Source organism: Paraburkholderia sp. GAS42 (assembly GCF_050436565.1).
Lineage (GTDB): Bacteria > Pseudomonadota > Gammaproteobacteria > Burkholderiales > Burkholderiaceae > Paraburkholderia.
Map to the genome: position 1 here is coordinate 246,592 of NZ_JBNDML010000006.1, position 26,168 is coordinate 272,759.

The following is a 26,168-nucleotide window of genomic DNA, read 5'->3' on the forward strand; positions in this document are numbered from 1 at the left end:
ACATGACCGCCGCTGCGTCGCTATAATTTCGCTCTCTTTGGGTCGTTAGCTCAGCTGGTAGAGCAGCGGACTTTTAATCCGTTGGTCACAGGTTCGAATCCCGTACGGCCTACCAAAGATTCCTGTAGTAAATCAAAGGGCCTGCGCAAGCAGGCCCTTTGTTTTTGCGCTTCAGGTGCGCGAGGGAGGCAGATTGGGAGGCAGCAATGACTGCGGTCCATTTCGGTCGACCGCATCACGCTACCGTTGACTGCGCCCCCCTGCTGCCGGATGCGGACACTTTTTTTGGTGATCCGCTTTCCGGTCCGTTGGGTATCCGGCCAACCGACACCGGGCCAATTGCCGCCACGACGTCACGAGGTACGTGCCGTTCCGTGTGGTGGCCGGTCGCGAAGCCGCGAATAAAACCCAGGGCTACACGTTGCTCCACTCACTACCGGAGCAGCCCATGAGCCGTTACCACCCGTATCCCGTCCGTCGTCCTGCCGTCGTCACCGTTCCCCACAAGGAGGCGTGACATGGCCAGCATCTATCGTCACCGCAACGCCTGGCAGGCCAGCGTCACCGTCGCTGGCGCCAACCACAAGAAAAATTTCCGCACCCGCAAGGAGGCCGAGACCTGGGCCGCGCAACTGCACGGCGAACTCCAGAACGCTCACGCACCACTGCCCGGCGGTCCCGCGAAGGCAACCGTGGGCCGCACGCTCTATGAATACGCGCACCTCTACACCATCCACAAACGCGGCGCGAAACAGGAAATCAACCTCATCAACCGCTACCTCTCGGCAGCCAGCCTGCCGACCCTGCAGTTGCAGGCCACCGAACAGGGCGGTGTCGACCTGACCGATGCGCCGCCTGCGACGGAACTGCCTTTCAGTTTCGCCGGCCTTCGGGCAAAGCGCGCCGCCTCGCGTGAAAGCACCAACGCCTTTCGTGCCGGGCTCGCCCTTCTGCCAGTCGCGCAGGTGAGCGCACAGACGATGCTCAGATTCATGTCCGCGATGCGCAAGGATGGGCTCACTGACAGCACCAGCCAGAAGGAACTGGCGCTGCTCAAGCATTGTTTCAACTGCGCGCAGAAACACTGGAACTGGGCGGGATTCGAAAACCCGATGTCAAGCGTCGCGGTTCCAAAGGGCGGCCCGGGCCGTTCTGCGGTCCTCGACGAAGACGCCGAGCAGGCGCTGTTCGACGCGCTGGGTCGGTGCGACAACCCGTTTATCCTCCCCATCGTCCAGTTCGCGATTGAAACCACCAGCCGGCGAGGCAGCCTGCTGAAACTGCGCTGGCGCGATGTCGACCTCCCTGGGCGCACCGCGACACTGCGGCTCACGAAGGCCGGCGAAAACCAGATTGTCCCGCTCACACAGCGCGCAGTCGAAATCCTGTCCCGCCTGCCGCGCGAAGAAAACGACGGACGCGTCTTCCCGATGACCGCCGACGCGCTCGACTCCGCCTGGGATCGCGCAACCACCGAGGCGGGACTGCCGGACCTGCGCTTTCACGACCTGCGACATGTTGGCACCACGCGTCATGCGCGGCGGCTGCGCAATCCGCAGATGCTCAAACGCATCACCGGTCACAAGACGGACGCGATGCTCGCCCGCTACACGCACCTCTTCGTGGACGACGTCCTTGATGCACTCGATGCCACCGAGCCGTTGTTGACCCCGCCCCTGCCGCCCGACCTGCGCGGGCAGTCAGCGGGAAAAGCGCGCGCAGCGACCCAGGCGCGACGGCTTAATGCGCGTCTTCCTGCGGAAGAGGACGCTTCCGTGCCCGGTAAAGCCGCCCCCATACCGGACGCATCACCCACCCCGCCCATCGGGAATCTGCCGGAGACAAACGGAAGTATCGTGGCGGTCGATTTCCGCAACCGCCGGCGCGCAGCCTGACGCGCGTCACTTCTCTGCACGGCCTCGGAAAATCGGGGCCGTGCGTCCAGGCGTGTCGGATGGCTCGCCTGATTCCGGCGTGTCCGCCGCGCGTCTGGACCAGACCTGACCAGGGCGCTATTGTCACGTCAACAACCTGCATATGCGGAGTCGAAGTGAAACCATCTCACGCCGAGCCACCCGGGATTTCGGCGCAGGACGACGAGCGGCGCGCGCTGGTGGAGCAGCGCGAGGCCTTATTGCAGATTCTGGAGTTGGGACAAAAAGACTTCCGCGCCGGCGACTTTCGTGACCTTGACGAATTTCTGGAAGAACTGGATAGCGATAGCGCCGACGTCTCACTGATTGTCAGTTTCAGCGCTGAAACTTTTCTGGAGTCTGGCGAAATCCGGCGTGCAGTCTGACGCCGGGCCCACGCAACTCACCGCGTCTTCCGCTTTGTACTCGCAGGAACGCCGGTCGGCCGGCGGCCGAGGGAAGGGTTAAAGGCGAGCTGTGTTGCAAACTGCGCTGCGTACCAGGTCTGAACCGCCTCGGCTGCCCAGTAACAACGCTTGCCCAACCGTACCGGCGGTGGAAACCGCCCCTCACGAACCCATCCGTCCAGGGTCCGCTCGGAGATGGCGAGCTGCTCGCAGACCGCCGGTTTATCCAGTGTTTGCATGATGCTTTCCATTGCTGATGTGATGGGAAGTAGAGCGACCGGTTTTATCCATGCGGGCCGCTGCAAAGGCAGCAACGGCCCACACAGGGTTCGCGCGCTTCGCCGATCGCGGTCACGTGGCCGTTGAGGCAACTTCCTGTACTGATGGGAGACCGTAGCAGACGCCCGCACGCTGGCCGCCAGCCAGAAGCTGGCGGCCCGGTAACCGGAACTACCACAGACGCAGACCTGATACGCCCCGTCGTAGACAGCAGCGAGGCGATGCAGGCGCTAGTGCAACACCTCTGACGAGACGTCGTGCGTCATCGCGAACGCCTCCGCGCACAGGGCCACTTTCGGCGTCGCAACAATGAAAGAGCCCTGATGAACCACATATGGAAAATAAGCCCGAACCGATTTTTCCATTTCCCGGTTACCGCATGCGAGGGAAGCGAGCGCCAGGAACTTAATCGTCCTGTCCTGTCCACCGGTGCGGCGCATATCGGCGAACATGGAGCCCAGGTTGACTCCTTCAGGCAGGCGCTGGACCAATGGCACGGTTGCGTCTTCGCCTTCGTGGTGAACCAGAACCTGGAATCCGCCCTGTTCGTCCCAGGCGTCAAGCACGTTCCAGGTCACCACGTCGCTCGCGTCCAGAAACCAGTGAAGGGCAAACGCCTTTCCGATGATAACCGTCACAACAATGACAGAGGTTTTCTGTTCGCCCGTTGATGTCAGGCAGAGGTGCAGGTCATCAGTCGCATCCGGCGGCAACGGCATATGCGCCGGCAAACACGCGCTGAGCGCCGGCCCCGACGTGAAATCGGCCAGAAGACCGTCTTCGAACGGGTTGAGCAGTTGGGCAAGCTGGGAAGGCTCCAGCGAAAACGGATTTGATATCTGCATGGCGATTAACCTCGAGGCAATGGGGTTGAAGGAGAGTAAAAGAGGATGCATTTCCATCAGGAAATACGTTGACGACGCTGGCCACGGCGGGCACGCTCGGGCACGCACTCAGGCGGCATGGAAGGACTGGAACCAAGGGCCGCAACCATCCGATGGATGTGGGCGATTGCGCTTTTGCCGCCGGATTCCACGCTACTCAACGGAAAAAACTCTCCCCGTCGCAAAAGTTCGGCATGCAGCCATTGATAGGTACCGGCCACACCGTCCGGCCGTGAATCACTGGAAGCGTCAAGCAGCAGCTCGGCGCAACGTTCGAGAGACTGCAGCATGAACATGCCCTCCTCGATGCGCCAGACAAACTCCGTGTGACTGCCACACTCAGTCCGCTCCTGCGCAATCCGCAAGTTGGGCGCGTAGCAGTAGATGGCCTCCAGCACGGTGTTCGATTCGAGCTCACGCCAGAATCGTCGCCGTGGCTCGTAGACCGACTCAAGCACTTCAAACACTGTTTGCAGGTCCAGCTCATCCGGATGCTCGGCGCGTGTACTGAAGCCGGTTGTCAGCCGCATGCATATGGCCTGCTGGGAGCCCTGGACAGGCGGCAGGTCAAATAGCGGCCCCGTGGTACTACCCAGAGAGCTGGTGCTCCGGCCAGGACACGCTTGCGCGTGGTCTTTGGGGGGAAATTTTCTCTTCAGGTTCATGTTCCGGTCTTCATCAGGTTTGGGGTAACGGGAAGCGTTGTGGACCAGCGCGAGCAAAATTGGTGCGCGCCGGCGCTTCAACGCCGTGGGATTTCCACGAATCGATAACGTCTACGTCACCATATTCATATAGGATTACTAATAATGTGCCGGTCATGGTCAGGCAATCTGAACGCCTCCGAACCACTGCTGATAATCAGTTCGCCACGCAGAGACCCCATTTGGAGCCCGACAGCATGACCGGCTCTCTCACGCCATCAATGAAGCTCGCCGCCGACAGGTGAGTCAGGCAGCACAATGACGGGAGGACCACCCGCCGACAAAGGCGCCCCGAAGTACTGGGTCAACCGCTCCGGCATGAGGATGTTGACCTCAACGTGGGAAAGTTTGATACCTTCCAGGTCACTGGTGGCCTGGCGCTCGATAATCCCGCTTGCAGCCAGGCTCGAACAGAACTCCATAAAGGGCACCGACATGTCTCTTTCACACTCCCGCCGCAGGTAATCAATGCCACTCGTACTTTTTCCGGGCGTCCAGTCAATTTCAGGAACCGAATACAGTACCTGGCCATCCTCAATCAACGCGACAGGCGCCTGCCGGTTCCCGCGCCACGTATCGATGACCGTCCATAGCTGCCTGCAGCTCGCGTCGGCCAGATAGTAAATCTGGGCCGCCCCCATTTGGACGCGGATAGTCACGACTGAAAGACCCGGTCCCGCTATGTGCCCGAAACCCACGCTCCCGCTTCCATCCGCCAGCGCCCCAACCCGCGTCAGATTGGAATGTGCTGCCAGAGGCACTGTCAGGTTGATGGGGATGCGGCAGTAGAATGAAGTGATGAAGAAAACGAAATCGCTTTATCACGGTCACCGCTTCCCTGCTGTCGTCATCAGTTGCGCAGTTCGGTGGTATTTCCGGTTTAGCCTGAGCCTGCGCGACGTCGAGGAGTTGTTGCTCGAGCGTGGTATCGTGGTCACGTACGAAACGATCCGTTGCTGGTGCGACAAATTCGGCGCTGGATTCGCCCGGTGCGCCAAAGCGGCGCGGCCCGGACCGGGCAGCATATGGCATCTGGACGAGATGTTCGTGACGCTGCGCGGCGAGCCGTATCTGTTGTGGCGAGCGGTCGACGAGCACGGTGCTGAGCTCGATGTGCTGGTGCAAAAGCGGCGCGATAAGGCCGCGGCAAAGCGCTTCTTCCGGCGGGTGCTGCGTTCAAACCCGGTGCCGCGCAAGATCGTGACCGACCAGTTACGCAGCTATCCGGCGGCGAAGGCTGACATTCCTGAGCTCGCTCATGTGAAGCACGTTTTCGTCAAGGCGGCTGCACGTGTGAACAACCGTGCCGAGAACAGCCACCAGCCGACCCGCAGGCGCGAACGCCAGATGTGCGGCTTTCGCGATGCGCGTCGCACGCAAGCGTTTCTCTCATGCTTTGGCCCGATCCGGCAGCACTTCGCGCTGCCCAGACATCGGATGAATGCGGCATGTCATCGTGCCGTACTCCAGGAACGCCTCGTCACATGGCATGGTTGGACTGTCACTGCCGCGTCTCAGGAAACTATCTAATAAGGATAACTACGCTCTAGCCAGACAGGTACTATACCGTCGCCGACCTGACAAAGCCATTCGCAGTCCTTATCCAGACGACCCGCCGGTTCTCCCGACGGGCCATCCTCAAACGATCAGCCGTTGAGCTTCGGCGAAAGCAGGTCCTGCAGACCGATCGCGTAGTACATCTCGCGGCGCATCCGGTCCGCTACGCCATTGACGATCTCCGCGCCGTCCTGCGACGGATCCACGTGCACGCGGAATGGCCGCTTGCCGAACGGCAAACCCACTACGCGAACGATCTCCGCGGCGACCTCCGCCGGATCCGCATCCGCCGGCTCCAGGCTTGCCAGCCCCTTCAGCGCCTGATCCGTCACGCCCGCATACGGGCCGTTTTCGTATTCGGCCGCAATATGCGCATCGGCCGGCTTGCCCGAGTGCGCGAAGTGGTTCGTGCCCTTGGTGAACGCGCCCGGCACCATGATCGTCGTCTCGATGCCCCAGCGCGCCAGCTCCGTCGAGTACGACACCGCGAGCGCATCCATCGCCGCCTTCGCCGCGAAATACGGTGCGAGGAACGGCGGCGTGCCGCCGCGCGTGGACGACGAGCCGACCCACACCAGCAGCCCCTTGCCCTGCTTGCGCAGATGCGGCAGCGCCGCACGGTTCACCCGCTGCGCGCCGAGCACGTTGACGTCGTACTGCTGGATCATTTGCTCGGGCGTAAACGCCTCGGCCGGGCCGAACACCATGTGACCGGCGTTGTGCACGATCACATCGAGACGGCCGGAGTCCTTCAGAATGTGCGCAATGGCGTCGGCAACCGACGCCTCGGACTGCACGTCCAGTTCGGCCGTGCGCAGATCGAGCGATTTTTCCTTCGACCACTGTGCGATTTCCGCGACGCGAGGCGCGTTGCGGCCCTGCGTTTCGCGCATCGACGCGTAGACGGTATGGCCCGCTTCGGCCAGCGCGCGGGCCGTCATTAAACCGAAACCGGATGATGCGCCAGTCACGAGAATGGTGTACGTCATGAGTTATCTCCTGGATTCAATGTCCGACTACGGGTTGCGAAGGCTGGACCACCCGGACCCGGCCTGTTCCGGTGCGATCGCCGAAAATCGACCGGTAGAGGTCAATCCCGCTATCCAGATGTGTGCGGAATCCGAACTGCTGATCCAGCATTGCCAACATGTCGGCACGCTCAATGCGCATCACATAGCTGTGCTCGTTCGTCACAAGCACACACGATTCGCCGTGCGCCTCAGCAGCACTGAACCACTTGCCCGGGTCCGCATGGCCACTTCTTACGGTGCGTCCGGCATGCTCGACCTGCCAACCACCGTCGAGCAGGATCCAGTACGGCGCATCCGGCTCGACACCGTGATCGCACGTTGCGATCACGGCACCGGCATCCGCTTCCCACTCGCGCGAGTGGTCGATCACCCAGCGGAGCTGCGCCGTGGACAGTGCAGTGAAAAACGGCGTATGCCGCAGAAGGTGCAAATACGTAACAGAGGGTCTCATCGTCATCTTCTGTGCAGCGTCCGGCTCCCGCTTTCCGCCGCATGATGCCAATCCCAATACTGCGATCAGCGTCAGGATGGAGGTCGAGAGACGCAGGCGCCAACGCGCCGCGCCTCCCGGAGCCTGAAAGGTCACCATGTCAGGTTCCACTATCGGCTCGCCGGTACGTCAGGCAATGCCGCCGTTGGCACGCAGCACCTGGCCGTTCACCCATGCACCATCCGGGCCGGCAAGGAACGCCACCGCGTTCGCGATGTCTTCCGGTTGGCCCAGACGTTCGAGCGGCGGCATCTTCGAGAACTGTGCGATCTGCTCGTCGGTCTTGCCGTTCAGGAACAGGTCCGTTGCCACCGGACCCGGCGCCACGCAGTTCACCGTAATGCGACGGCCGCGCAGTTCCTTCGCGAACACGCGCGAGAACGCTTCCACCGCCGCCTTCGTGCCGTTGTAAATCGAGTAGCCCGGCAGGTTCAGCGCGAGCGTCGTGCTCGACAGATTGATGATCCGACCACCATCGTTCAGGCGCGTCGCTGCCTCGCGCAGCATGTTGAACACGCCGCCAACGTTGATCGCAAACGTCTGCGCGAACACCTCGTCGGTGGTCTGCGCGAGCGGCACCGTCTTCAGGATGCCGGCGTTGTTCACCACCACGTCGATCTTGCCGAGTTGCTGCTCGACCGTTTCGAACAGACGGCGCACGTCTTCGACCTTCGAGACGTCGCCCTGAACCGCCACCGCCTTGCCACCGGCCTGTGCCAGCTCGGCGACGAGCTTGTCCGCCTCGGCGGAGCTCGACGCATAGTTGACCGCGACCGCGAAACCGTCACGGACGAGACGACGCGCGATGGTTGCGCCGATGCCACGGGAAGCGCCGGTCACGATCGCGACGCCGGATTGATTTGCTGCACTCATCGAAAATCTCCTATTCAGGTTGAAACCTGAGCAGGATATTGACCGACATCGCGACAAAGATAATTAGCAATGTTTTGCCATCACTGTTTCATTTGCTTTAACTATTGACCAAGGAATCGTACCGGTAAACACCTATACAAAAAACCCGTATTTTGATAATAATTGACAGTATGTGATTGTCCGATTAGCACAATTCGAGAAATATAGAATGACGCACTTCGTTACCGTCTCCACGGCGACGATCCCACCCGAAGGGCAGGCAGCCGAATGGGCTCGCACAATTAGTGAGCGCTTCAGCGAATGCTTCGATAAACAGCGTCGCCGTACCGCCAGCGGCGAACCCTTTACCGGCAGGATCGGTTACGCCCGCATTGGACAGATCCAGTTATGCCGACTTGCCGCGCAAGGACATCAGGTAGAAAACGCGCCGCGAAGCAGCAGTATTCACGCCAGCCACTACAAGATCACCCTCCAGCTTGAGGGTCACTCTGACTTTGAGCAGGATGGGTTGAGGGCGAGACTGTCCCCCGGCCAGTGGGCCATCTACGATACGGCGAGACCGTATCTGATGAGCGCGCCACATTCCATTCACGTGGCCATCGCAACCATTCCGAAGGAACTCGTTCGCCTCACGCTCGCCGAGCGTTGTGCGCTCGTGCAGCCCCTGACTTCCCTTAGCGGCGCAGGCCGTCAACTTCGACAGTACATCGTTGATCGCCTGGACGAACTCGAAATCTCGGCGGGATGTGACGCGGTCGAAACCGCCCCGTCAATTGAATGGGAACTGGCAAGCCAGATCAAGGTTGCCTTGCAGGACCAGATTGCCGAAACGAGAAGGAACCTGCACCCGAGGATGCTACGGGCTCGCATCGTGGAATACATCGAACAGAACCTGTCCGATCCGGAACTCACCGTTGACCGGATCGCACACGACCTGCACTGTTCGAAACGTTATCTGCACACGGTATTCGATACCGCGGACAACACGCTCGGGCGCTACATTCTGCAACTGCGACTCACGAACGTCTGTCGTGCCTTCAGCAATCCATCGCTGCAACAGTGCTCGATCACCGAGCTTGCGATGAAGTGGGGCTTCGTCAGCCCCGGCCATTTCAGCCGAACCTTCAAGGAAACGTTCGGCATCACGCCCCGCGACTACAGGGCGAGCGTGGCTCAGTCGATACCCGCCTGCTGACACAGGATATGTGCCGCCATCCCGCCGTCGCACGGGATGTTCACCCCGCGTATCCAGCGACTCCCCTCGCCGCAAAGAAACGCCACGAGAGGAGCAATATCCTCCGCTTGTCCCGCGCGCTCCAGGAGCCGCATATCCTCCTCGGCACGCTCGCCGAGTGTCTGCAGGAAATCCTGGTGAATCGGCGTTTCCACCGGCCCGGGGCTGACGGCATTCATGCGGATCCCACGCGCGCGCCACTGCCAGCGCCTCTGCAGCGTCCACGTGATCAAGGCTTCCTTCGACAGGAAATATGCGCGCGCATCGTCGACCCCGTGCTGCGTGCAGAACGTCGCGACATCGTCGAGGCTGTCGACGTCGAGCAAGGCGCGCACCTGGTCGACCTGCTCGGCCCAGCCGAAACCGGCCAGTGAGCCCAGATTGACGATCGACGCGCCGTCGTTGAGCTTCGGCAGCAGCGACAGCGTCAAACGACGCAGGCCGACGAAATTCACCTGCAACACCAGCGCGCCGCCCCTGGTCGGCGGCAGACCCGCGATATTGCACAGTGCGTCCACGCCGCCCTGAATTTCTCCCGCGACCGCATCGATCGAATCCGCGCGCGAGAGATCGGCGCGGATGAACTGATCACACAAACCTGCCGTCGGTTCGTTGCGATCGACCGCGATCACTTTCGCACCCAACGACTTCGCTTCTGCGGCGCACGCTGCGCCAATTCCCGAAGCTGCCCCAGTTATCACTATGGTTTTACCTTGCAACGACATGCTCGTCATCTCCTTGAGTTGTCTCCCTGGCACCGACTCTGCGGCACCGGATGGCCCAACTCTATTCGCAGAACGACGCTTACGTCTTGCCTGAAAGTGCAGTGTTGGCCCGGCAGCAAATCTCCCTCGCGAAATTGCACTGTCAGGCAAGAGATCTCTCTGCCGTTCCCGTACATTCGGCGCCACAGTGTATTTCCAATGGAGACATTTAACTTGAGATCTGTCCAGTTGCTCATTGGGGGACGTGCGCAGCCGGCCGCGTCCGGCGCCACATTCGCGCGCATCAACCCGCAATCGAATCAGGCCGTCACGGAAGCATCCGCGGCCAGCATAGAAGATGCCCGGCTTGCCGCGGATGCGGCAGAAGCCGCCTTTGCCCAATGGTCCCAGACCGGCCCGTCCGAGCGTCGCGCCAAGCTCTTGCGTGCCGCGGACCTGATGGAACAGCAGAAAGGCCAATTCGTCGAGATCATGCAGGCGGAAACCGGTGCGACGCGCGTCTGGGCCGAGCACAACGTGTTCGCCGCGGCCGCGATCCTGCGTGAAGCCGCGAGCATGACTACCCAGATCAGCGGCGAAGTCATTCCCTCCGATGAAGGCCGCCTGTCGTTCGCGATGCGCCAGCCCGCCGGCGTGGTGCTCGGCATCGCGCCGTGGAACGCACCGATCGTGCTCGGCACGCGAGCCATCGCGATGCCGCTTGCCTGCGGCAACACGGTGGTACTGAAGGGCTCAGAACTGTGCCCGGCAACCCACGCGAAAATCGCCGAGGTGCTGGTCGAGGCCGGCCTCGGCAATGGCGTGGTCAACCTGATCACTCATGCGCCCGCCGCAGCAGGTGAAGTGGTCGGCGCGCTGATCGAGCATCCGGCCGTGCGGCGCATCAACTTCACGGGTTCCACCCGCGTCGGCCAGTTGATCGCCGAGCAGGCCGCGCGCGTACTCAAGCCGGTCCTGCTCGAACTGGGCGGGAAGTCCCCGCTGATCGTGCTCGACGATGCCGACCTGGAACGCGCCGTTCAAGCCGCGGCATTCGGTGCGTTCTTCAATCAAGGGCAGATCTGCATGTCGACCGAGCGAATTGTCGTTACGCCCGGTATCGCCGCCGCGTTCGTGCGGCGCCTTGGCGACAAGGCCAATAGCATCGCCGTCGGTGATCCGCGCGTGAGCGACGCGCCGCTCGGCGCACTGGCCAGCGCCGCGGCCGGCGCGCGCATCAACGCACTGATCGACGATGCGCTGAGCAAGGGCGCCGCCCTGGTGGCCGGCGGCAAGGCCGAAGGCGTGTTTATGCCGGCAACGGTGCTCGACGGCGTCACCGCGGACATGCATATCTACCGTGAAGAGACCTTCGGCCCGATCGTCTGCGTGCTGCACGCCGACCACGACGACCATGCGGTGACGCTAGCCAACGACACGGAATTCGGCCTGTCCGCCGCCGTCTTCAGCCAGAACATCGAGCGAGCGTTCTCAGTCACGAAGCGCATCCGCTCGGGTATCTGTCACATCAACGGCGCGACCGTCAGCGACGAACCGCAGATGCCGTTTGGCGGCACCGGCCGCAGTGGTTATGGCCGCTTTGGCGGCAAAGCCGGGATCGCGGAGTTCACGGAGCTGCGCTGGATCACGGTGGCATCAGATGCACCGCACTTCCCGATCTGAACAGCGAATCGCCACCGGGCGAGCGCCATCAAGCGTTCGCCCGATACAAAAATCAAGCAAGGAGATAAACATGAGTATTCACGCAACCGACGCACGGGCGCACGCGCTGCAGGCGGGATGGACCCGCTTCGATCACGGCGCCTTCGAATGCACGGTCGTCACCGATGGTCTCCTGCATCTCGGGCCGCCACGCACCACGTTTCCGGAGGCAGACGTCGAGGAGCTCGACGATCTGCTGATTCGCGCCTTCCTGCCCACCGAATCGATTGCGCTCGATCAGAACGTGCTGCTCGTCAACACCGGCAAACAACTGATCCTGTTCGACACCGGCGTCGGCATCAATGCCGATCTCGGCGTCAAGACCTTCGGGCCGCTGACCGGCCAGGCGATCGCCAACATGCGCGCCGCCGGAATCGAACCCGAGGCAATCGACATAGTGGCGCTCACCCATACGCACCCGGACCACTGCTGGGGACTCGTCGATGACGACGACCGCAAGCTGTTTCCGAACGCGCGCATCGTGGTGAGCCGTGCCGACGTCGACTACTGGACCAATCTCGACAATATCCGACCGTCGATGTCCGACCACATGAAGGATCACTTCTACGGCGCGCACAAGAACCTCGCGCCCTACCGCGATGTAATCAGCTTCATTGAGGATGGCCAGGAAATCGTGCCGGGCATCCGGGCGCATGCCACGCCGGGCCACAGCCCCGGCCATACGATCTATGAAATTTCCAGCGAAGGCCAGACGCTCGTTTGCTGGGGCGATCTGTGCCATCACCAGGTGCTGCTGCTGCAACGCCCCGACTGGGCATTCCTGTTCGACTACGACAGTTCAGCCGCCGCGGCGACCCGCGTGAAGGTCCTCGACTGGATCGAGAAGAGTGAATACCAGGTGCTGTCGTATCACTTTCCTTTCCCGGGACGCGGCCATCTGCGGCGCAACGGCGGTGGCTACGACTGGTTGCCCTCGCCAATCCAGCTCGAACGCGCCTGAGCGCACCCTCATCCACATTACGGTCATCGCATCATGAACACACCCTACCGTTGCACCTGCGGCCTGATCGACGTACACGCCCACTGCCTGCCGCCCGCCTACCGCAAGGCGCTCGACGCAGCCGGCCTCGCCACGCTCGACGGCGGTTATCCGGTTCCCGAATGGACGCCTGAAAAGGCCACCGCAGTGATGGCGGAAAACGGCATCGATACCATGATGCTGTCGGTGTCCTCGCCGAGCGTCAGTTTCCTGCCCACGCGGGAAGCGCGCGTGCGTCTCGCGCGCACCATCAACGAAGATATCGCGCAGTTGCGGCGCGATCATCCCGGCAGCTTTGGCGGCTTCATGACCTTGCCGCTGCCGTACGTCGCCGAATCGCTGGCCGAGATCGACTACGCCTTCGACGAGCTCGATCTCGACGGCATCGTCATCGAAACCAATAGCGACGGCAAATATCTCGGCGACCCGTCGCTCGCGCCGATCTTCGACCGGCTCAACGAACGGCAGGCCACCATCTTCCTGCATCCGACCGCGCCGGCCTGCTTCTCGGCGGTCGGCCTCGGACGACCTGCGCCGCTCTTCGAATTCCCGTGCGACACGGCACGTACGGTGATCGACCTGGTGTTCTCGAACACCTTCAAGCGCTGCCCCGACATCAAGCTGATCCTGCCGCACGCGGGCGGCGTCCTGCCTGCGATCGCACACCGGATCGCACTGCTGTCACCCATGCCAGTGATGAAACCGCAGCCCAAGGCATCGGAAGAAGTGATTGCCGAATTCAAGGGCCTGTATTACGACCTCGCGATGTCCGCGAATCAGCCGGGTTTCGACGTGCTGCGCACGCTCGCGCCGATCTCGCAGATCCTCGTCGGCACGGATTTCCCGTTCCAGCCGGCCGCCAACGTGGCACGGAATATTGACAACTTCCGCTGCCTCGAAGGCATCGATGCAGACGAGCACGAGGCGATCGCGCGCAATAACGCACTGCGCCTGTTTCCGCATTTCGCCGCGCGCCCGGCGAGCTGACGCGTTGCGTTCTTAAGCCATATCCGTCGTTCCTTGAAGTTGACGTATCCGCGGCGCCTGGATCGCTCCTGGCGTAGCGGTGGGTTTGTCGCGCCTGCGGCAGCCCGACACCGTACGAATGACGTCCCTCGGCGCGCCATTCACACAACAGAAAAAAGCGGCACCGATAGCCGACCCAGACACATAGGAGACAAAAATGAATACCGTACTGGTAGACGATCTCATTGACGAGCGGCCCTTCGGCCTGTTCCAGGCTGGCATCTTCGCCATCTGCTTCCTGATCGCCCTGATGGACGGCGCCAACGTCCAGGTCATGGGTCTGAGCGCGCCCCTCATGGCCGTCGATCTGAAACTCACGCCGGCCCAGCTCGGCCCGCTCTTCGCCGGCTCCGAATTCGGCTTCATGATGGGCGCGCTGCTGCTCGGTCCGCTCGCAGATCGGATCGGCCGCAAGACCGTACTGGTTGCGTGTGCCTGGCTGTTCGGGTTGGCCTCGCTCGGCACCGTTGCCGCACCCGGCTTCGCGGCGCTGCTCACGCTGCGCGTCGTGACCGGCATCGGACTCGGTGGCGCGGCGCCATGCCTCGTGAGCCTCGCAACCGAATACGTGTCGCAGCGCTACCGCGGCCGGCCGGCGGCGTCATTGCCGGCTTCGCGGCAAGCGTCGTGATTCCTCAGTACGGCTGGAAGTCGATGTTCTACCTGAGCGGCATCGTGCCCATCGTCGCCGCGATCCTGGTGCTGCTCTTCGTTCCCGAATCGGTGCGGCTGCTGATCCTGTCCAACGCGCCGCAGCAGCGCATCGAGCGCATCATCAGGTGGCTCGCTCCGTCGCGTTCGTTCGGAGACACGGTGCGTTACGCCACGCACGAGCATCAGGAAAAGGGGCTGCCGGTCAAACATCTCTTCATGGACGGCCGCGCGCCGTTCACCGCATTGCTCTGGCTCGCCTTCTTCCTCAACTTCCTCGCCTTGATCGCGACCCTGGCCTGGACCAGCACGCTGCTGCGCAGCGCTGCCATGCCGGTGGCAGACGCAGCGACGGTGATTGGCTGGAACAACGTGGGCGGAACCATAGGCGTTGCGATAGCCGGCGCTGTGATGGAACGGCTCGGCACCTATCGCTTCCTTGCACTGATCTACACCGTCGGCGCGATCGCGCTGGCCTTGACCGGCATCTGCGCGCCGCACACTGCTTCGGTCGCGCTGTGCTCGGGTCTGACCGGCCTGTTCGTGGGCGGCGCCACCTCGGGTCTGATCGCGATCGCGACGATCGCCTATCCGACCGCGATCCGCTCGACCGGTGTGGGCTGGGGACTCGCGGCCGGACGTTTCGGTGGCGCATCCGGTCCGGTCGTGGTCGGAGCTCTCGTCGCCGCCGGGTTCCCGGTCGCCCAGACCTTCATCGTGATCGCGGCTCCTGTGCTCGGCGCAGCACTGGTGATGCTGATGATGGGACGCCTCAACACCGTGCATGCAACGGATCGCGCCGAATTCGCCGCGCATTGAATCAAGGCCAGGGGACGAAGCCCCTGGCCAGCACCGATCAAACAAAAACAAGCGATATCCAGGAGACAAACATGTTCAAGCGAACGCTACTCATCTGCACCGCGCTGCTCGCATGCGACCAGGCATCGGCACAGGGCAGCATGACCATCTTCGGCATGATGGATGCCGGCATCACATACGTGAACAATTCAGGCGGAAAGAACAAGTTCTTCTTCGACGACGGCAACTATTATCCCAACATGCTGGGCTTCCTCGGGCAGGAAGATCTTGGTGGTGTAACCAAAGCCGTGTTCGAACTCGTGAACCAGTTTTCACTCGCCAACGGCTCGACCATTCCTGACGCAGACGGGCTCTTCAACCGGACAGCCTACGTTGGCCTCGACAGCGGCACGCTCGGACGATTGACGTTCGGTACCCAGTATGACTTCATGAAGGACCAATTGCTCGAGTACGACGCGTCGCTCTATACAGGCGGTTTCTACAATTTTCGCGACGGCCCGTTTCAGGCGCTGAAGATCCCCAGCAACGCGACCGGATCATGGGATTTCGATCGCGTCGGCGGATCGTCGCGCGTGTCCAACTCCGTCAGGTACCGGTCTATCGACTATGGCGGATTTTCATTTGGCCTGATGTACGGCTTCGGCAACGTAGCCGGCGCCGTATCGACCGATAACACGGTCAGTGCGGCGCTGGAGTATAAGCGTGGCGGGTTCGGCATCGCCGCGGCCTACACCGACGTCAAATACCCGCAAATGGATAACGGCCATGAGGGGATTCGCAACTGGGGAGTCGGCACCAAGTACGACACCGGCAAAGTCCTCGCCAATGTCCTCTACACCAATACCCGAAACACCCTCACGGGTGCGGAGATCAATGCGATACAGCTCGGCGCAAACTGGCGTATCACCCCGGAATGGTCACTCGGTGGGGATTACCAATACATGAAGGGAAACGCCGAACTCTCCAGCAACAAGGCCCATGAAGTCACAGCATCGGTGATGTACTGGCTGTCGAAGCGGACAACCCTGTACGCGGAGGGCATCTACCAGCGCGCGATCGGCGGCAACGGTCCGGCAACAGCGTGGATCAACGGATTGCTCGCACCCTCCAGCACCGGTTCACAGATCCTGGCGCGAATCGGAATGGCGACCACTTTCTAGCCACCCGGGGCCATGCGCCCCGCCAGGCGCTAGCGCCAAGCCCGCAGTCCGCGGGCCGCTGCGCACCGACACACGACCATCACGCGTCCCCCATGAACAGAACGACCGTCGCCGATCCAGACCTTACCCAGGCGTGCCTGAACGGGCAGCACACCCTCACGGTCAGCTGGGTGCGAGGTCTGCGCACCCTCCTCGCCGCCTCGGGGCCTGCCGTCATCGCCTCCGTGGCCTACCTGGACCCAGGCAACATCATCACCAACCTGCAGGCAGGCGCACGATACGGCGACACCCTCCTGTGGGTCGTCCTCCTTGCCAGTATCGTTGCAATGCTGTTCCAGTCCATGTCAGCCAGGCTCGGAATCGCCACAGGACGCAATCTTGCCGAGATCTGTCGCGATGCGCTGCCGCGCCGCTACGCTATTGCCCTGTGGTTGTTCTGCGAAGCGGCCGCCATGGCCACGGATCTCGCCGAGGTACTTGGTAGCGCCATCGGCATATCCCTGCTTTTGCACATAACGCTGTTCGACGGGATGGTGATCACGATCATCGCGACCTATGCCCTCCTGCAACTCGAAAAGCGGGGATTCCGCCCGCTAGAGCTCGTGATCGCCGGTTTCGTCGGCGTCATAGGGATGGCATACCTGGCCGAACTGTCGATCATGCCGGTGAACTGGTCGTCCGTCTGGCGGCACACCTTGCCTTCGCGCTTCGCCGATCACGGCGCGCTCAACCTTGCGGTCGGCATCGTTGGGGCCACCATCATGCCGCACACGCTGTTTCTCCATTCAGGGCTGACGCAGAACCGCATGCCAACCGGCACTGACCACGAACGCCGCGCGTTGATACGTCTGTCGAACATCGAAGTAGCCTTTGCGCTAGGCGCGGCGGCCCTGATCAACGTGGCCATGGTCGTCGTCGCGTCGGTCGCGTTTCACCACGGGCATCCGGATACAGCCGACATTGCGTCAGCAACCCGGCTCCTGACACCGCTGTCCGGCGTATGGGTCGGAACCCTGTTCCTGGTCGCGCTTGTCGCGTCCGGCATATCGAGTTCCGTGGTGGGGACAATGGCGGGGCAAGTGATCGTCCAGGGATTCGTGGGCTTCCGGATTCCATGGTGGCTACGCAGGATCGTGACTACCGTGCCTGCCGTTATCGTCATCGCATCGGGATGCGATGTCACCTCAACGCTCGTCGCCAGTCAGGTCGTCCTGAGCATCGTGCTGCCCGTCCCGATGATCGCGCTCGTCTGGTCCACCTCCCATCGCGGGCTGATGGGCGACTACCGTAACCGCCGGTCGACGACCGTAGCGGCCATCATCGCAACCGGACTGGTGCTCGCCCTCAACATCCTCCTGCTGTGGCAACTGAGCCACGCCTGAGCGGTCAGCACCATGTCGAATCGAGCGCCAAAGGACCCGCGGCACGGCACCCACATCGGGATTTTCTATTCCTGGCAAAGCGATCGAGAGAAGAAGTGTTGCAAGGACTTTATCCGGATCGCGGCAGATAACGCAGCGGCAAGAGCTCGCAATAGCTTCCAAGTGATTGTTGAACCTCTGCGTTTCCGATGTCTACGGTTCTGATTGGATCGCGGTTAGCGGAGTTGGTCGCTAACGCATCAACGCGGCACCGGCCATCAGTAATATCGAAGCGGCCATCCTTTTGGTGCTTGTTTCGTGTACGGACAAGCCAAGCAAACCGAACTGATCGAGCAAAATCGACGAGAGGATTTGGCCTGCCATTACGAGCGCGATCATTGTGCTGGCACCTAGACGCGGAACGATGGCAGTAGTGGCAGACAGCACGACCGCACCGCAAAACCCACCTGTCCATGCCCACCAAGGTAGTTCGTTGCCTGCTAGACGCGGCCCAGTGCGCAACCCGGTGAGTGCCGCTGCAATTAAGACTAGTGTAAGCACGGCCCCAGAGATTGCAGCCGCCCAAATTGGCGATCCGGCTGCGGTAGCCAACCGAGCGTTGATCGCTGCCTGCAAAGGGAGCATCGCCCCGGCGAAAATCCCAAGCAAGCTCAGAAAAAGAACCATCCATCCTCCGCTGTTTGCGGTAAGGCACCCCGCCCAACCTGGCAGTCTCTCAGGTCGCCGTCAGAAGCCCTCAAACCTTCAAGGGGACTTCTGCACCCGCTAATTCCGATGAAGCGTACAAGGCCTCAATAACCAGGTTGATGTTCAATGCCTGCGTTGCCGGAATGGCGGACGGCGTGCCGTTGCGGAAGGAATTCAAGAACGAAGCCGCTTCGCGATCGAAATACACAGTGTTGTCAATCTCGGCGAGTTCGGGTGAGTACTCTGTCTTTTTTGCGGCCCATACTTCTGGAAAGCTTGTCTCCCGCCATTCTGTCCAACCCTCTGGCAGCTCGCCCCGGCCGCTGTCGAACACCTTGTAAGAGGTCGGCAGCACGCGCGAGCTCATGATCCCTTCCGTGCCATATGCTGTCAGATCCCAGCTTTCCGCCCATGGCAATACGTCCCACGACATGAAGTCGATGCTAATGACCTTGTCGTCGTAGTTCAGGATAGCACCGGCCGCATCTTCACGAGATTCAGTTCCGCGAAATCCGGGAAACTTGGTGATTCGGGCATTTACCGATTTAGGTAATCCGAAGTGATTCAGGATACGTTCGATCATGTGACAGCCAATGACGAAAACGGCGCCGCCTATGTCCTCAGGATCATTCAAGTGACTAGTAGCTGCTTCGTTATGAGAGCAACCGGCATGGGCGCGTACCTGAAGGATCTTTCCTAATCTGCCGTTCTCGATGGCGGATTGCATCGCATCGACAGACGGAGAAAAGTGCCAACAATATCCAACCTGCACCAATCCCTTCGTTCGTTGTACGGCGTCGACTATTCTCCGCGCGTCTGCGGCGCTACGCCCGGCCGGCTTTTCGACGAGCACAGCTTTTCCCGCCTCTAACGCCTCAATGGTGAGATCCGCCATCTTTTCACTCTTGGAGTGAACAAGAACGGCATGAATGCGGTCGTCGGAAAGGATAGCTTCCCTGGTTCGCCGTTCGAGGCCAAACTCTGCAGCGAAGGGACTAAGTAGAGCGCTATCATCCGCTGCCCCGAAGATTTTCACGTCGGTCCTCCGCTGCAAAGCCTTCACCCGCCCTGATGTGTGAGGATGGGTTATTCCCAAGCAACCGAAACCAACAATGTCTTGTTCCCCTGTGCCCGTTTTGCTCATGATTCTGTCTCCACATTTCGTTTGACTCGCAGTGCCCTAACACCTAACGCAATAAAAGGTGCTTGAGCGCTCATGGCAGTCCACTAGAACACCTGCTTAACCATCTCGAACTTATCCGGCCCGCCTCTTTCGGATACGCTAATCTCGTTCCCTGTCCGGCGCGTTGGCTTTGTAAGCCGCGTCACGCCTCAGTGTTATGTATAAAGAAGGGAGGCACTTCCGGCCCCCATAGGTAGAGCGAGTCCTCCGGAAGAAAATCTCCTGTTGGCCATGGCTTTCCTTCGGAAACAAAATCAATGTCTGCGGAATACTCGGAGAACGATCCCCACGGATCCATGACGTAATGGAAATAGTTGGAACCGAGAACGTGCCGTCCGGTACCCCAACCTTGGCCGTAGCCAGCTACAGCCATTTGAGTGGCGCCGACACCAATGTCGTTGATATCTTTCACGTCCCATGCAACATGATGCCAACCCTTCGCGGTACTTTTAGCAAATGCCAGCAAGTGATGATCACAGCCGTGAACGGCGTGCATGAAAGCGATGATGTCGATTGACTTGTCGCTCAGACGTAGACCAAGCGCCTGCTGATAGAAGTCGACCGCACGAGGTACGTCAGGAGTGAATAACAGCACATGGCTCATTCGGCGCGGGCGAACAAGTTTTGCCGCCGACCGCGGGTAAGCTCCACGAACGTCGGCTGGTATGGCTGGGCTAACGTTCGCCTCTTTCGCAGATGGTGTTGTCTTCGGACCTACGCCCACGTGAATGATGTTCCCGTCAAGATCCGCGAACCATAGTCCACTCGGACTGCAGTATTCAGCCCCTATCGCGGCAGGAACATCCACCATGAGCCGCCCCCCCGCACTACGAATTTGATCCTCGATTGCTTCGAGATCGCCTTCGTAGCAACTGAAGCTGAGGTATGCCAACGACTTTTCACTCGACGGCAGGATTCGCGCCCAGCGATGGCCGTCGAGTGCACGCAGTTCCAGCTCAGATCCCCCGGCTCGCTCGACCACTTGAACATCAAGGCCAAACGCCGTGAAAAAATGTCGCGCGGCTTCGATTGAGGGCACATTAAGTGCAAAATGATCGATCGAGTGGACCGAGCTGACAGGCGTCGACTCCCCAAGTTGCTCTCGCATTTTTCTCTCCTGTAAAGCGGCAGACGGTCCTTCTTGTCGCGCTCCCTGTGCCGCCAAACTGGTGCTTCAATTCATTGGACCGACGGATTCGAAGACTCCTGGGCGATTGGATTGCGTAGTGTCATGAATCGTTCAACGCTCACCTCACAGACGTCACCCGGCTTCATAAGAAGTTTCGGTTCACGAGCCCAACCAATTCCGGAAGGGGTACCGGTTACGATTACGTCGCCAGCTTCAAGTGTCATCGCCTGGCTAATGGTGGAGATAAGCGTCTCGATATCGAACACCATATCGCTGACAGAAGCTGACTGCACGACTTCCCCATTCAGACGCGTTTCAAGACGAAGCCCCTTCGCTCCCGCCGGAACTTCGTCTGGCGTCACGAATTCGGGGCCAAACGCACCGGTGCCGTCAAAGTTTTTCCCAACTGTCCATTGCGGAGACTTGAATTGATAGTCGCGAACGGAGCCATCGTTGAAAAGTGCATAACCGGCGACGAAGCTCAGTGCATTTGCCTTTGCGATATGGCGGCCCCCGCCGCTTAATACAACAGCCAACTCCCCTTCGTAGTCAAGACAGTCGGAAACCTTAGGGCGAACGATTGGCTCATTGTGAGCGACCAGGCTTGTCGTCACCCGAAGGAACAACGTCGGATACGCAGGTTGCTCGTAGTTACTCTCGCGAGTGTGGTCGGTATAGTTCAGTCCTACGCAAATGATCTTGCCAGGTCGGGTCAGCGGCGGCAGAAACTGCAGTTCAGAAAGGGACACATACTCTTCCAGAGGCAAACTCGCGACAAATTCAGATAGATTTTTTCCCGTCGCGATCAGCTCATCAAGTGAGTGTTTGCCCAACACACGAACGCGGTCGTCATCGACGCGGAGACCGAGCCATTGAGCCCCCCCTTTTTTGAATTGTACAAATCGCATTCTTACCTCTCCTTTTGTTCGCCCCACTACTGCAACGTGGAACATAGTCATTTAACTTCGGCCACCACACAGCAGCTACCGGTTTCTCGCCCTCCACCATCTCAACATCAGTGCGGCTTCTGTCAGGTGCATACACGTCCGCTCGCGGGCTTCCTGACAACTGAACACGCGCGATCCGCTTTGCTCTTCACACGCCAATCCGACCCGGTCAACGCTTAAACAGCGGTGCTTTAGTCGCATGGACAAAATCCTGTCCGCGATGCGTTTTCTCGAGCCTGTCTTCGTTGTTATCGAGTCGAGCGACCACGCTTAGCCAACGCGTCAGTGATGACTGCCAGCATCAGTACGGCACCTGTGACCACAAATTTGACGCCCGGCGAAAGATTAAGCAGGTCCATGCCGTTCGAGATCCCGCCAATAACCAGAATCCCAAGCAAAGCCGAGTAGACCGTGCCGCGGCCCCCGAAAAGGCTGGTACCGCCAATTACGGCAGCAGCGATCGCATTGATCAGGATGTCCCCTCCGCCGGCGGATCCGGTGGCCGCTATCAGCCTGGACGCCGAAAGGATCCCGCCGAAAGCCGCCAATCCCGCACCCAAGGCGAATACGCTGATCCGAATACGCTGGACCGCCACACCAGACCGGCGTGCAGCCTCGATATCGCCGCCCACGGCCATCACGTGCCGGCCATAGACTGTCCGACGGATAACCCAGTCAGTCGATACGACGATACCGATGAACAGAAGCATCACGAGAGGGACTCCGCGATCACTATTCAAAACGGCTACTGCAGCAATCGTCGCCGCGCTGGTGATCACGATCCTCAGGATTGCTCGTCGGAAATCGGCGGTTCCCGCTTCGGCATGCTCGCGTGCCCGCAATAATTGCGTAACAACAATGCACGCCACGATTACGCCAGCAACCACCCAACTTTGCAGAGGTGAGAGGAAGGTCGACGTCAGCTTTGCAACGCCGCCGGAATAGGGAAAGTTGATGGTAATCGTCGGGCCTAACAACAGGTTTTGAACGCCCTGTAGCGCAAGGAGCGCAGCCAAAGTGACGACAAAGGCCGGGAGCCTGAAGAACGTCACGATCAGCCCTTGAGCTGCGCCCCACGCCAGCGCCGCCACGATAACGAGAACAATTGCGAGCACTGCGTTCAATTCGTTGTTTACGTACAGGACGCCAAGCAGAGCGCCAGCCGTCCCGCTCAACGCGCCGACAGAAAGATCGATCTCGCCTAGCAACAGCACCAGCACCACACCGATTGCAATGGTGCCGGTACCCGACACTTGCAACATCAAATTCGTAAGGTTGGTCGCTGTTAAGAACTTGCCGTTCAGCGATTGAAAAACGATGCTTAATACGACGATACTAATCAGTACCGGAAGCATTCCGCCGAGCGCCGAACTGGAACCCAAGGCCTCGAGCTTCGTACGAAGCTGAGCGATCGACATGTTGGCTTTCGCATCGTTGAGCGCAGACGCTCCGTCCTGGTGATTTACGCTAGTTTTCATAAACTTCTCCGTTTGCAGCGTGATCAGTTTGCCCACTGCGCACCAGTGATGGCGGCAATAACCTGTTCTTGAGAGCAAGTCTCGGCTTCAAACAGTTTTGAATTCGCTCCAAGTCTCAGAACCGCAATGTCATCCGCTACCCGAAACACGTCAGCCAGGTTGTGACTGATGACAAGGACCGCCATTCCCGCATCGCGAAGCCGTTCGATCATCGCAAGTACCTCGGCGGTTTGTCCCACCGAAAGAGCCGCGGTGGGCTCATCCAGAATGACGATGCGAGGTTCGCCTAGCAACGCTCGCGCAATTGCAACGCTTTGTCGTTGCCCGCCTGAGAGCGTTTCGACCGCATTTCGAAGAGACGGAACCTTCGCATTCAATGACGCAAGCAGTTCACGGGACTTTCGCTCCATTTCGGCTACTCGAGTCCGGCGCAGCGCGCGCAAGGGGTTCCAGCTGTCCGCGGTTAGCTCGCGCCCGAGAAACAGGTTTTCTGCGACAGACAAGTTGCCGCAAACCGCAAGGTCTTGGAACACCGTCGCAATTCCCGCTTCTGCGGCCTCCCTCGGGGAAGAAAAGCGAACTGCTTTGCCGTCGAAGAGAATTTCCCCCGAGTCTGGCGAATGAACGCCCGTCAAGGTCTTCACAAGCGTCGACTTGCCTGCCCCGTTGTCACCCACAAGTGCGGTCACGCGGCCGGCGTAAAGCGAGAGAGACACATTGCGCAATGCATTCACGGCCCCAAAGCTTTTGCTGACCGATCGCAATTCGAGCAACGGACTCGTTCGCAAAGCCTCGACCTTGCGAGGTGCATTGGGGACGGCTGCAGTGCCATTGGTTGTGCTCGGCGTCTGGACATTCATAGCGTTACCTCACATGTATATCGAAGGTGTTACTGAGATATCCCAGCAGCCTGGCAGTCTTTGACATAGTCGCCTTTGCATAACGTCGCGATATCGACGTACCTGGCCTTAACGATCGTATCTTTGAGGTTTTCCTTAGTGACCACAACTGTCTTGACGAGAGTTGCAGGAACTTTATCTCCACCGTTTTCGATCGAGGATGTCGTCTCGGGTGTCTTTCCTTTAACTACCGCTACGGCCATTTTGGCTGCGGTCTGGGCCAAGGTGATGCTGTTTTTCCAAACCGTCATATACATTCGTCCAGCGAGGATTTGCTGAAGCGCCGCGACGTCACCGTTCTGGCCAGTTATCGGCGGGAAGTCTTTCACCCCGGCGTTGACCAACGAGGCGACTATGCCAGCGGAGAGTCCGTCAGCCATGCTATAGACCCCACCAATCTCCTTGACGCCGATCTTGGTAATGGCTTGATCCATAGCCGCCTGGGCTTTTGACGAGGACCAACCTGGCGTTGTCGAATCGAAGCAAAGTTTGGATCCAGCCTTTTTGAAGACAGGGAGCGATCCTGCCCAGAAGGCCTCTTCGTTGTGGTCAGACACGTCGCCGCGGATCGACACGACGCACTTGGAGGACGCGCCAATCTGTTTCATCCGATCCACGAGACTCTGCGCCAGTTGCTCGCCGACTTGCTTCGCGTCGAACGAGACGTAATAAGAAATTGGAGCGTCGCCGATCAGTGAGTCATACGAAATCACAGGGATGTTTTTCTGTTTGGCGGTGACCACGACATTACGCATCGCACCGCCGTCAAACGGGTCAATCACCAAAACATCAGCTCCCTGCGTCATTGCTGCTTCAGCTTGAGACTGCTGACGGCTAGCATCGCCCTGAGCGTTGCTAACGATGACATTGCAACTTGGACAAAGCCTTTTCACTTCCCTTTTAAACTGCGGACCATCGATTTGATCGAACCGTACGTCCGCAGTGTTAGGCAAGAGCATGGCGATAGTCTTTGCGTCGGCCGCCATCACGTTAGAACTGGGTAAAATAGTCGCGACCAGCAGCATCTCTATGCATTTGGTGAACATTTGACTGTCTCCAAGTCTGTTTTCTTAAAAATATTTAAAAGAAGCTTCTGCGGATACGCCGACTAGTTCGCGTCAACCTCCGTGATGCTTGTTGGCGCCTCGCATGTTGATGTTGCGGAACTCGAACCCGGCAGTGAGCCCCCCATCAACCGGAAGATTCACACCGGTAATACCTTCACTTTCCGCAGATAAGAAATAGATAATCGCGTTCGCGACCTGCTCCGGCTCGAGAACAGACCCCGACGGCTGACGGTCTTCCCGTCGCTTCAACCAGGCGGCGGGATCAGGAGCCGCCTTCATGTGCGCATAGAACATTTCTGTCGCCATCGGGCCCGGCGATACCGCGTTGACTCGAATTTGCCTGCGACCGAAGTCAAGGGCGCCCCCCCGAACCATTTGAAGCACCGCCCCTTTCGTAGCGCCGTAGGCAAACATCGCTTCCTCGCCCAGGAAACCGGTGACGCTTCCTACCAGGACTATTGAGCCCTTGCCGCACTCGGTCATAAGCGGCGCAAGCGCGGACATGGCTTTCGCGGCACCCACTACGTTCACGTCCAGGATGCGGCGCCATGATTCTGAGGACACTTCCTCCACGGTCCCCTGCACGAGCATCGCTGCACAGTGGGCAAGACCAATCAGCTTGGGTTTTTTCGAGGCAATTATTTTCGAAACTGCGTCCCAAGTCTGCGTTGCATCGACACCACCGCTCACGTGCGTATAGCCAGACAAGTCGCTCATGTCCGTTGCCGCGTCCGCCAGGTCGACACCGATCACTGAAACAGACGATTTGACAAGCTTTGCGGCCAATGCCCTACCAAGCCCGTTTGCAGTTCCGGTCACTACCACTAAATCCGGCAGGGTGAAGTTCATTTCTATGTCTCCGGGATGAGTAAAGTCGGCAAACAATTATTCTTACAATGGAAATGCCATGTATTACTGATCGTTTTATCTTTGTTATCGGCG

Annotated in this window: 25 protein-coding genes, 1 tRNA gene and 1 pseudogene; 11 read left to right on the forward strand and 16 right to left on the reverse strand. The window is 59.9% G+C overall.

Annotated elements, in window-relative coordinates; all coding sequences use genetic code 11:
• The first annotated feature begins 39 nt into the window (after positions 1-39).
• From P3T16_RS12085 to P3T16_RS12095, 3 genes are all read left to right on the forward strand, one after another.
• A tRNA-Lys gene (locus P3T16_RS12085) sits at positions 40-115 on the forward strand.
• Between the two features lie 403 nt (positions 116-518).
• Entirely contained in the window at positions 519-1,895 is a 1,377-nt protein-coding gene (locus P3T16_RS12090; protein WP_429342469.1) for a site-specific integrase, read from the forward strand.
• Between the two features lie 59 nt (positions 1,896-1,954).
• A complete protein-coding gene (locus tag P3T16_RS12095; protein WP_429342470.1) occupies positions 1,955-2,299 on the forward strand; it encodes a hypothetical protein in 345 nt (114 codons plus the stop codon).
• 17 nt (positions 2,300-2,316) lie between these two features.
• On the opposite strand, the gene P3T16_RS12100 is transcribed toward P3T16_RS12095, so the two are convergent.
• The 4 genes from P3T16_RS12100 to P3T16_RS12115 all read right to left on the reverse strand — a co-directional run bounded on the left by P3T16_RS12100 (position 2,317) and on the right by P3T16_RS12115 (position 4,846).
• On the reverse strand, positions 2,317-2,559 hold the full coding sequence (locus P3T16_RS12100) for a helix-turn-helix transcriptional regulator (protein WP_429342471.1): 243 nt from the start codon (positions 2,557-2,559) through the stop codon (positions 2,317-2,319).
• A 270-nt stretch (positions 2,560-2,829) separates the two neighbouring features.
• A complete protein-coding gene (locus P3T16_RS12105) occupies positions 2,830-3,501 on the reverse strand; it encodes a hypothetical protein (protein WP_429342472.1) in 672 nt (223 codons plus the stop codon).
• Positions 3,501-4,013, reverse strand: coding sequence for a hypothetical protein (locus P3T16_RS12110; protein ID WP_429342473.1), 513 nt, complete (start codon positions 4,011-4,013; stop codon positions 3,501-3,503). The genes P3T16_RS12105 and P3T16_RS12110 overlap by 1 nt, the downstream gene beginning before the upstream one ends.
• A gap of 392 nt (positions 4,014-4,405) precedes the next feature.
• Positions 4,406-4,846: a hypothetical protein gene (locus tag P3T16_RS12115; RefSeq protein WP_429342474.1), complete on the reverse strand. Its 441-nt coding sequence runs from the start codon at positions 4,844-4,846 to the stop codon at positions 4,406-4,408.
• A 139-nt stretch (positions 4,847-4,985) separates the two neighbouring features.
• Between P3T16_RS12115 and P3T16_RS12120 the strand changes: the two genes are divergently transcribed.
• A complete protein-coding gene (locus P3T16_RS12120) occupies positions 4,986-5,717 on the forward strand; it encodes an IS6 family transposase (RefSeq protein ID WP_429342475.1) in 732 nt (243 codons plus the stop codon).
• A 116-nt stretch (positions 5,718-5,833) separates the two neighbouring features.
• On the opposite strand, the gene P3T16_RS12125 is transcribed toward P3T16_RS12120, so the two are convergent.
• From P3T16_RS12125 to P3T16_RS12135, 3 genes are all read right to left on the reverse strand, one after another.
• A complete protein-coding gene (locus P3T16_RS12125; RefSeq protein ID WP_429342476.1) occupies positions 5,834-6,733 on the reverse strand; it encodes an SDR family oxidoreductase in 900 nt (299 codons plus the stop codon).
• Positions 6,734-6,749: 16 nt separating this feature from the next.
• Positions 6,750-7,226, reverse strand: a complete 477-nt coding sequence (locus tag P3T16_RS12130; RefSeq protein ID WP_429342477.1) for a hypothetical protein — start codon at positions 7,224-7,226, stop codon at positions 6,750-6,752.
• A gap of 168 nt (positions 7,227-7,394) precedes the next feature.
• Positions 7,395-8,138, reverse strand: a complete 744-nt coding sequence (locus P3T16_RS12135; RefSeq protein WP_154567381.1) for an SDR family oxidoreductase — start codon at positions 8,136-8,138, stop codon at positions 7,395-7,397.
• Between the two features lie 208 nt (positions 8,139-8,346).
• Between P3T16_RS12135 and P3T16_RS12140 the strand changes: the two genes are divergently transcribed.
• Positions 8,347-9,333 (forward strand): AraC family transcriptional regulator, encoded by a 987-nt coding sequence (locus tag P3T16_RS12140; RefSeq protein WP_154567382.1) that lies wholly within the window; start codon positions 8,347-8,349, stop codon positions 9,331-9,333.
• Here the strand turns inward: P3T16_RS12140 and P3T16_RS12145 are convergent.
• On the reverse strand, positions 9,312-10,106 hold the full coding sequence (locus P3T16_RS12145) for a coniferyl-alcohol dehydrogenase (RefSeq protein ID WP_429342478.1): 795 nt from the start codon (positions 10,104-10,106) through the stop codon (positions 9,312-9,314). The two genes, P3T16_RS12140 and P3T16_RS12145, sit on opposite strands and share 22 nt — an antisense overlap.
• A gap of 204 nt (positions 10,107-10,310) precedes the next feature.
• Here P3T16_RS12145 and P3T16_RS12150 point away from each other — a divergent pair, with 204 nt between their 5' ends.
• From P3T16_RS12150 to P3T16_RS12175, 6 genes and pseudogenes are all read left to right on the forward strand, one after another.
• Positions 10,311-11,759 (forward strand): aldehyde dehydrogenase, encoded by a 1,449-nt coding sequence (locus P3T16_RS12150; RefSeq protein WP_429342529.1) that lies wholly within the window; start codon positions 10,311-10,313, stop codon positions 11,757-11,759.
• A 70-nt stretch (positions 11,760-11,829) separates the two neighbouring features.
• The gene (locus P3T16_RS12155; RefSeq protein ID WP_429342479.1) at positions 11,830-12,759 is read left to right on the forward strand and encodes an MBL fold metallo-hydrolase; all 930 of its coding nucleotides are present in this window, start codon (positions 11,830-11,832) and stop codon (positions 12,757-12,759) included.
• Positions 12,760-12,792: 33 nt separating this feature from the next.
• Positions 12,793-13,785 carry an amidohydrolase family protein gene (locus P3T16_RS12160; RefSeq protein WP_429342480.1) on the forward strand — a complete coding sequence of 331 codons (993 nt, stop codon included), beginning with the start codon at positions 12,793-12,795 and terminating at the stop codon, positions 13,783-13,785.
• 334 nt (positions 13,786-14,119) lie between these two features.
• Positions 14,120-15,294 (forward strand): annotated as a pseudogene (locus P3T16_RS12165) (MFS transporter).
• 71 nt (positions 15,295-15,365) lie between these two features.
• A complete protein-coding gene (locus P3T16_RS12170; protein ID WP_429342481.1) occupies positions 15,366-16,454 on the forward strand; it encodes a porin in 1,089 nt (362 codons plus the stop codon).
• A gap of 92 nt (positions 16,455-16,546) precedes the next feature.
• A complete protein-coding gene (locus P3T16_RS12175; protein WP_429342482.1) occupies positions 16,547-17,836 on the forward strand; it encodes an Nramp family divalent metal transporter in 1,290 nt (429 codons plus the stop codon).
• 231 nt (positions 17,837-18,067) lie between these two features.
• Here P3T16_RS12175 and P3T16_RS12180 read toward each other — a convergent pair whose 3' ends face one another.
• From P3T16_RS12180 to P3T16_RS12215, 8 genes are all read right to left on the reverse strand, one after another.
• Positions 18,068-18,502, reverse strand: coding sequence for a DMT family transporter (locus tag P3T16_RS12180; protein WP_429342483.1), 435 nt, complete (start codon positions 18,500-18,502; stop codon positions 18,068-18,070).
• 70 nt (positions 18,503-18,572) lie between these two features.
• Positions 18,573-19,667 carry a Gfo/Idh/MocA family protein gene (locus tag P3T16_RS12185; protein WP_429342484.1) on the reverse strand — a complete coding sequence of 365 codons (1,095 nt, stop codon included), beginning with the start codon at positions 19,665-19,667 and terminating at the stop codon, positions 18,573-18,575.
• 181 nt (positions 19,668-19,848) lie between these two features.
• Entirely contained in the window at positions 19,849-20,814 is a 966-nt protein-coding gene (locus P3T16_RS12190; RefSeq protein WP_429342485.1) for a VOC family protein, read from the reverse strand.
• Between the two features lie 71 nt (positions 20,815-20,885).
• Positions 20,886-21,743 (reverse strand): fumarylacetoacetate hydrolase family protein, encoded by an 858-nt coding sequence (locus P3T16_RS12195; RefSeq protein WP_429342486.1) that lies wholly within the window; start codon positions 21,741-21,743, stop codon positions 20,886-20,888.
• A 287-nt stretch (positions 21,744-22,030) separates the two neighbouring features.
• Positions 22,031-23,260 carry a sugar ABC transporter permease gene (locus P3T16_RS12200; protein WP_429342487.1) on the reverse strand — a complete coding sequence of 410 codons (1,230 nt, stop codon included), beginning with the start codon at positions 23,258-23,260 and terminating at the stop codon, positions 22,031-22,033.
• A 23-nt stretch (positions 23,261-23,283) separates the two neighbouring features.
• Positions 23,284-24,120, reverse strand: coding sequence for an ATP-binding cassette domain-containing protein (locus P3T16_RS12205; RefSeq protein WP_429342488.1), 837 nt, complete (start codon positions 24,118-24,120; stop codon positions 23,284-23,286).
• Positions 24,121-24,149: 29 nt separating this feature from the next.
• Complete coding sequence (locus P3T16_RS12210) at positions 24,150-25,205, reverse strand: ABC transporter substrate-binding protein (RefSeq protein WP_429342489.1); 1,056 nt, start codon at positions 25,203-25,205, stop codon at positions 24,150-24,152.
• Positions 25,206-25,277: 72 nt separating this feature from the next.
• Positions 25,278-26,075, reverse strand: coding sequence for an SDR family NAD(P)-dependent oxidoreductase (locus tag P3T16_RS12215; protein WP_429342490.1), 798 nt, complete (start codon positions 26,073-26,075; stop codon positions 25,278-25,280).
• Between the last annotated feature and the right edge of the window lie 93 nt (positions 26,076-26,168).

What these genes read in the sequence shown, in the direction of transcription:
- P3T16_RS12135 (WP_154567381.1), bottom strand. Translation starts at nt 8,138, where the DNA reads ATGAGTGCAGCAAATCAATCCGGCGTCGCGATCGTGACCGGCGCTTCC.
- P3T16_RS12120 (WP_429342475.1), top strand. Translation starts at nt 4,986, where the DNA reads ATGAAGAAAACGAAATCGCTTTATCACGGTCACCGCTTCCCTGCTGTC.
- P3T16_RS12195 (WP_429342486.1), bottom strand. Translation starts at nt 21,743, where the DNA reads ATGCGATTTGTACAATTCAAAAAAGGGGGGGCTCAATGGCTCGGTCTC.
- P3T16_RS12125 (WP_429342476.1), bottom strand. Translation starts at nt 6,733, where the DNA reads ATGACGTACACCATTCTCGTGACTGGCGCATCATCCGGTTTCGGTTTA.
- P3T16_RS12185 (WP_429342484.1), bottom strand. Translation starts at nt 19,667, where the DNA reads ATGAGCAAAACGGGCACAGGGGAACAAGACATTGTTGGTTTCGGTTGC.
- P3T16_RS12155 (WP_429342479.1), top strand. Translation starts at nt 11,830, where the DNA reads ATGAGTATTCACGCAACCGACGCACGGGCGCACGCGCTGCAGGCGGGA.
- P3T16_RS12090 (WP_429342469.1), top strand. Translation starts at nt 519, where the DNA reads ATGGCCAGCATCTATCGTCACCGCAACGCCTGGCAGGCCAGCGTCACC.
- P3T16_RS12145 (WP_429342478.1), bottom strand. Translation starts at nt 10,106, where the DNA reads ATGACGAGCATGTCGTTGCAAGGTAAAACCATAGTGATAACTGGGGCA.
- P3T16_RS12105 (WP_429342472.1), bottom strand. Translation starts at nt 3,501, where the DNA reads ATGGAAATGCATCCTCTTTTACTCTCCTTCAACCCCATTGCCTCGAGG.
- P3T16_RS12210 (WP_429342489.1), bottom strand. Translation starts at nt 25,205, where the DNA reads ATGTTCACCAAATGCATAGAGATGCTGCTGGTCGCGACTATTTTACCC.
- P3T16_RS12190 (WP_429342485.1), bottom strand. Translation starts at nt 20,814, where the DNA reads ATGCGAGAGCAACTTGGGGAGTCGACGCCTGTCAGCTCGGTCCACTCG.
- P3T16_RS12110 (WP_429342473.1), bottom strand. Translation starts at nt 4,013, where the DNA reads ATGCGGCTGACAACCGGCTTCAGTACACGCGCCGAGCATCCGGATGAG.
- P3T16_RS12205 (WP_429342488.1), bottom strand. Translation starts at nt 24,120, where the DNA reads ATGAATGTCCAGACGCCGAGCACAACCAATGGCACTGCAGCCGTCCCC.
- P3T16_RS12175 (WP_429342482.1), top strand. Translation starts at nt 16,547, where the DNA reads ATGAACAGAACGACCGTCGCCGATCCAGACCTTACCCAGGCGTGCCTG.
- P3T16_RS12100 (WP_429342471.1), bottom strand. Translation starts at nt 2,559, where the DNA reads ATGCAAACACTGGATAAACCGGCGGTCTGCGAGCAGCTCGCCATCTCC.
- P3T16_RS12170 (WP_429342481.1), top strand. Translation starts at nt 15,366, where the DNA reads ATGTTCAAGCGAACGCTACTCATCTGCACCGCGCTGCTCGCATGCGAC.
- P3T16_RS12180 (WP_429342483.1), bottom strand. Translation starts at nt 18,502, where the DNA reads ATGGTTCTTTTTCTGAGCTTGCTTGGGATTTTCGCCGGGGCGATGCTC.
- P3T16_RS12200 (WP_429342487.1), bottom strand. Translation starts at nt 23,260, where the DNA reads ATGAAAACTAGCGTAAATCACCAGGACGGAGCGTCTGCGCTCAACGAT.
- P3T16_RS12130 (WP_429342477.1), bottom strand. Translation starts at nt 7,226, where the DNA reads ATGAGACCCTCTGTTACGTATTTGCACCTTCTGCGGCATACGCCGTTT.
- P3T16_RS12095 (WP_429342470.1), top strand. Translation starts at nt 1,955, where the DNA reads ATGGCTCGCCTGATTCCGGCGTGTCCGCCGCGCGTCTGGACCAGACCT.
- P3T16_RS12215 (WP_429342490.1), bottom strand. Translation starts at nt 26,075, where the DNA reads ATGAACTTCACCCTGCCGGATTTAGTGGTAGTGACCGGAACTGCAAAC.
- P3T16_RS12140 (WP_154567382.1), top strand. Translation starts at nt 8,347, where the DNA reads ATGACGCACTTCGTTACCGTCTCCACGGCGACGATCCCACCCGAAGGG.
- P3T16_RS12160 (WP_429342480.1), top strand. Translation starts at nt 12,793, where the DNA reads ATGAACACACCCTACCGTTGCACCTGCGGCCTGATCGACGTACACGCC.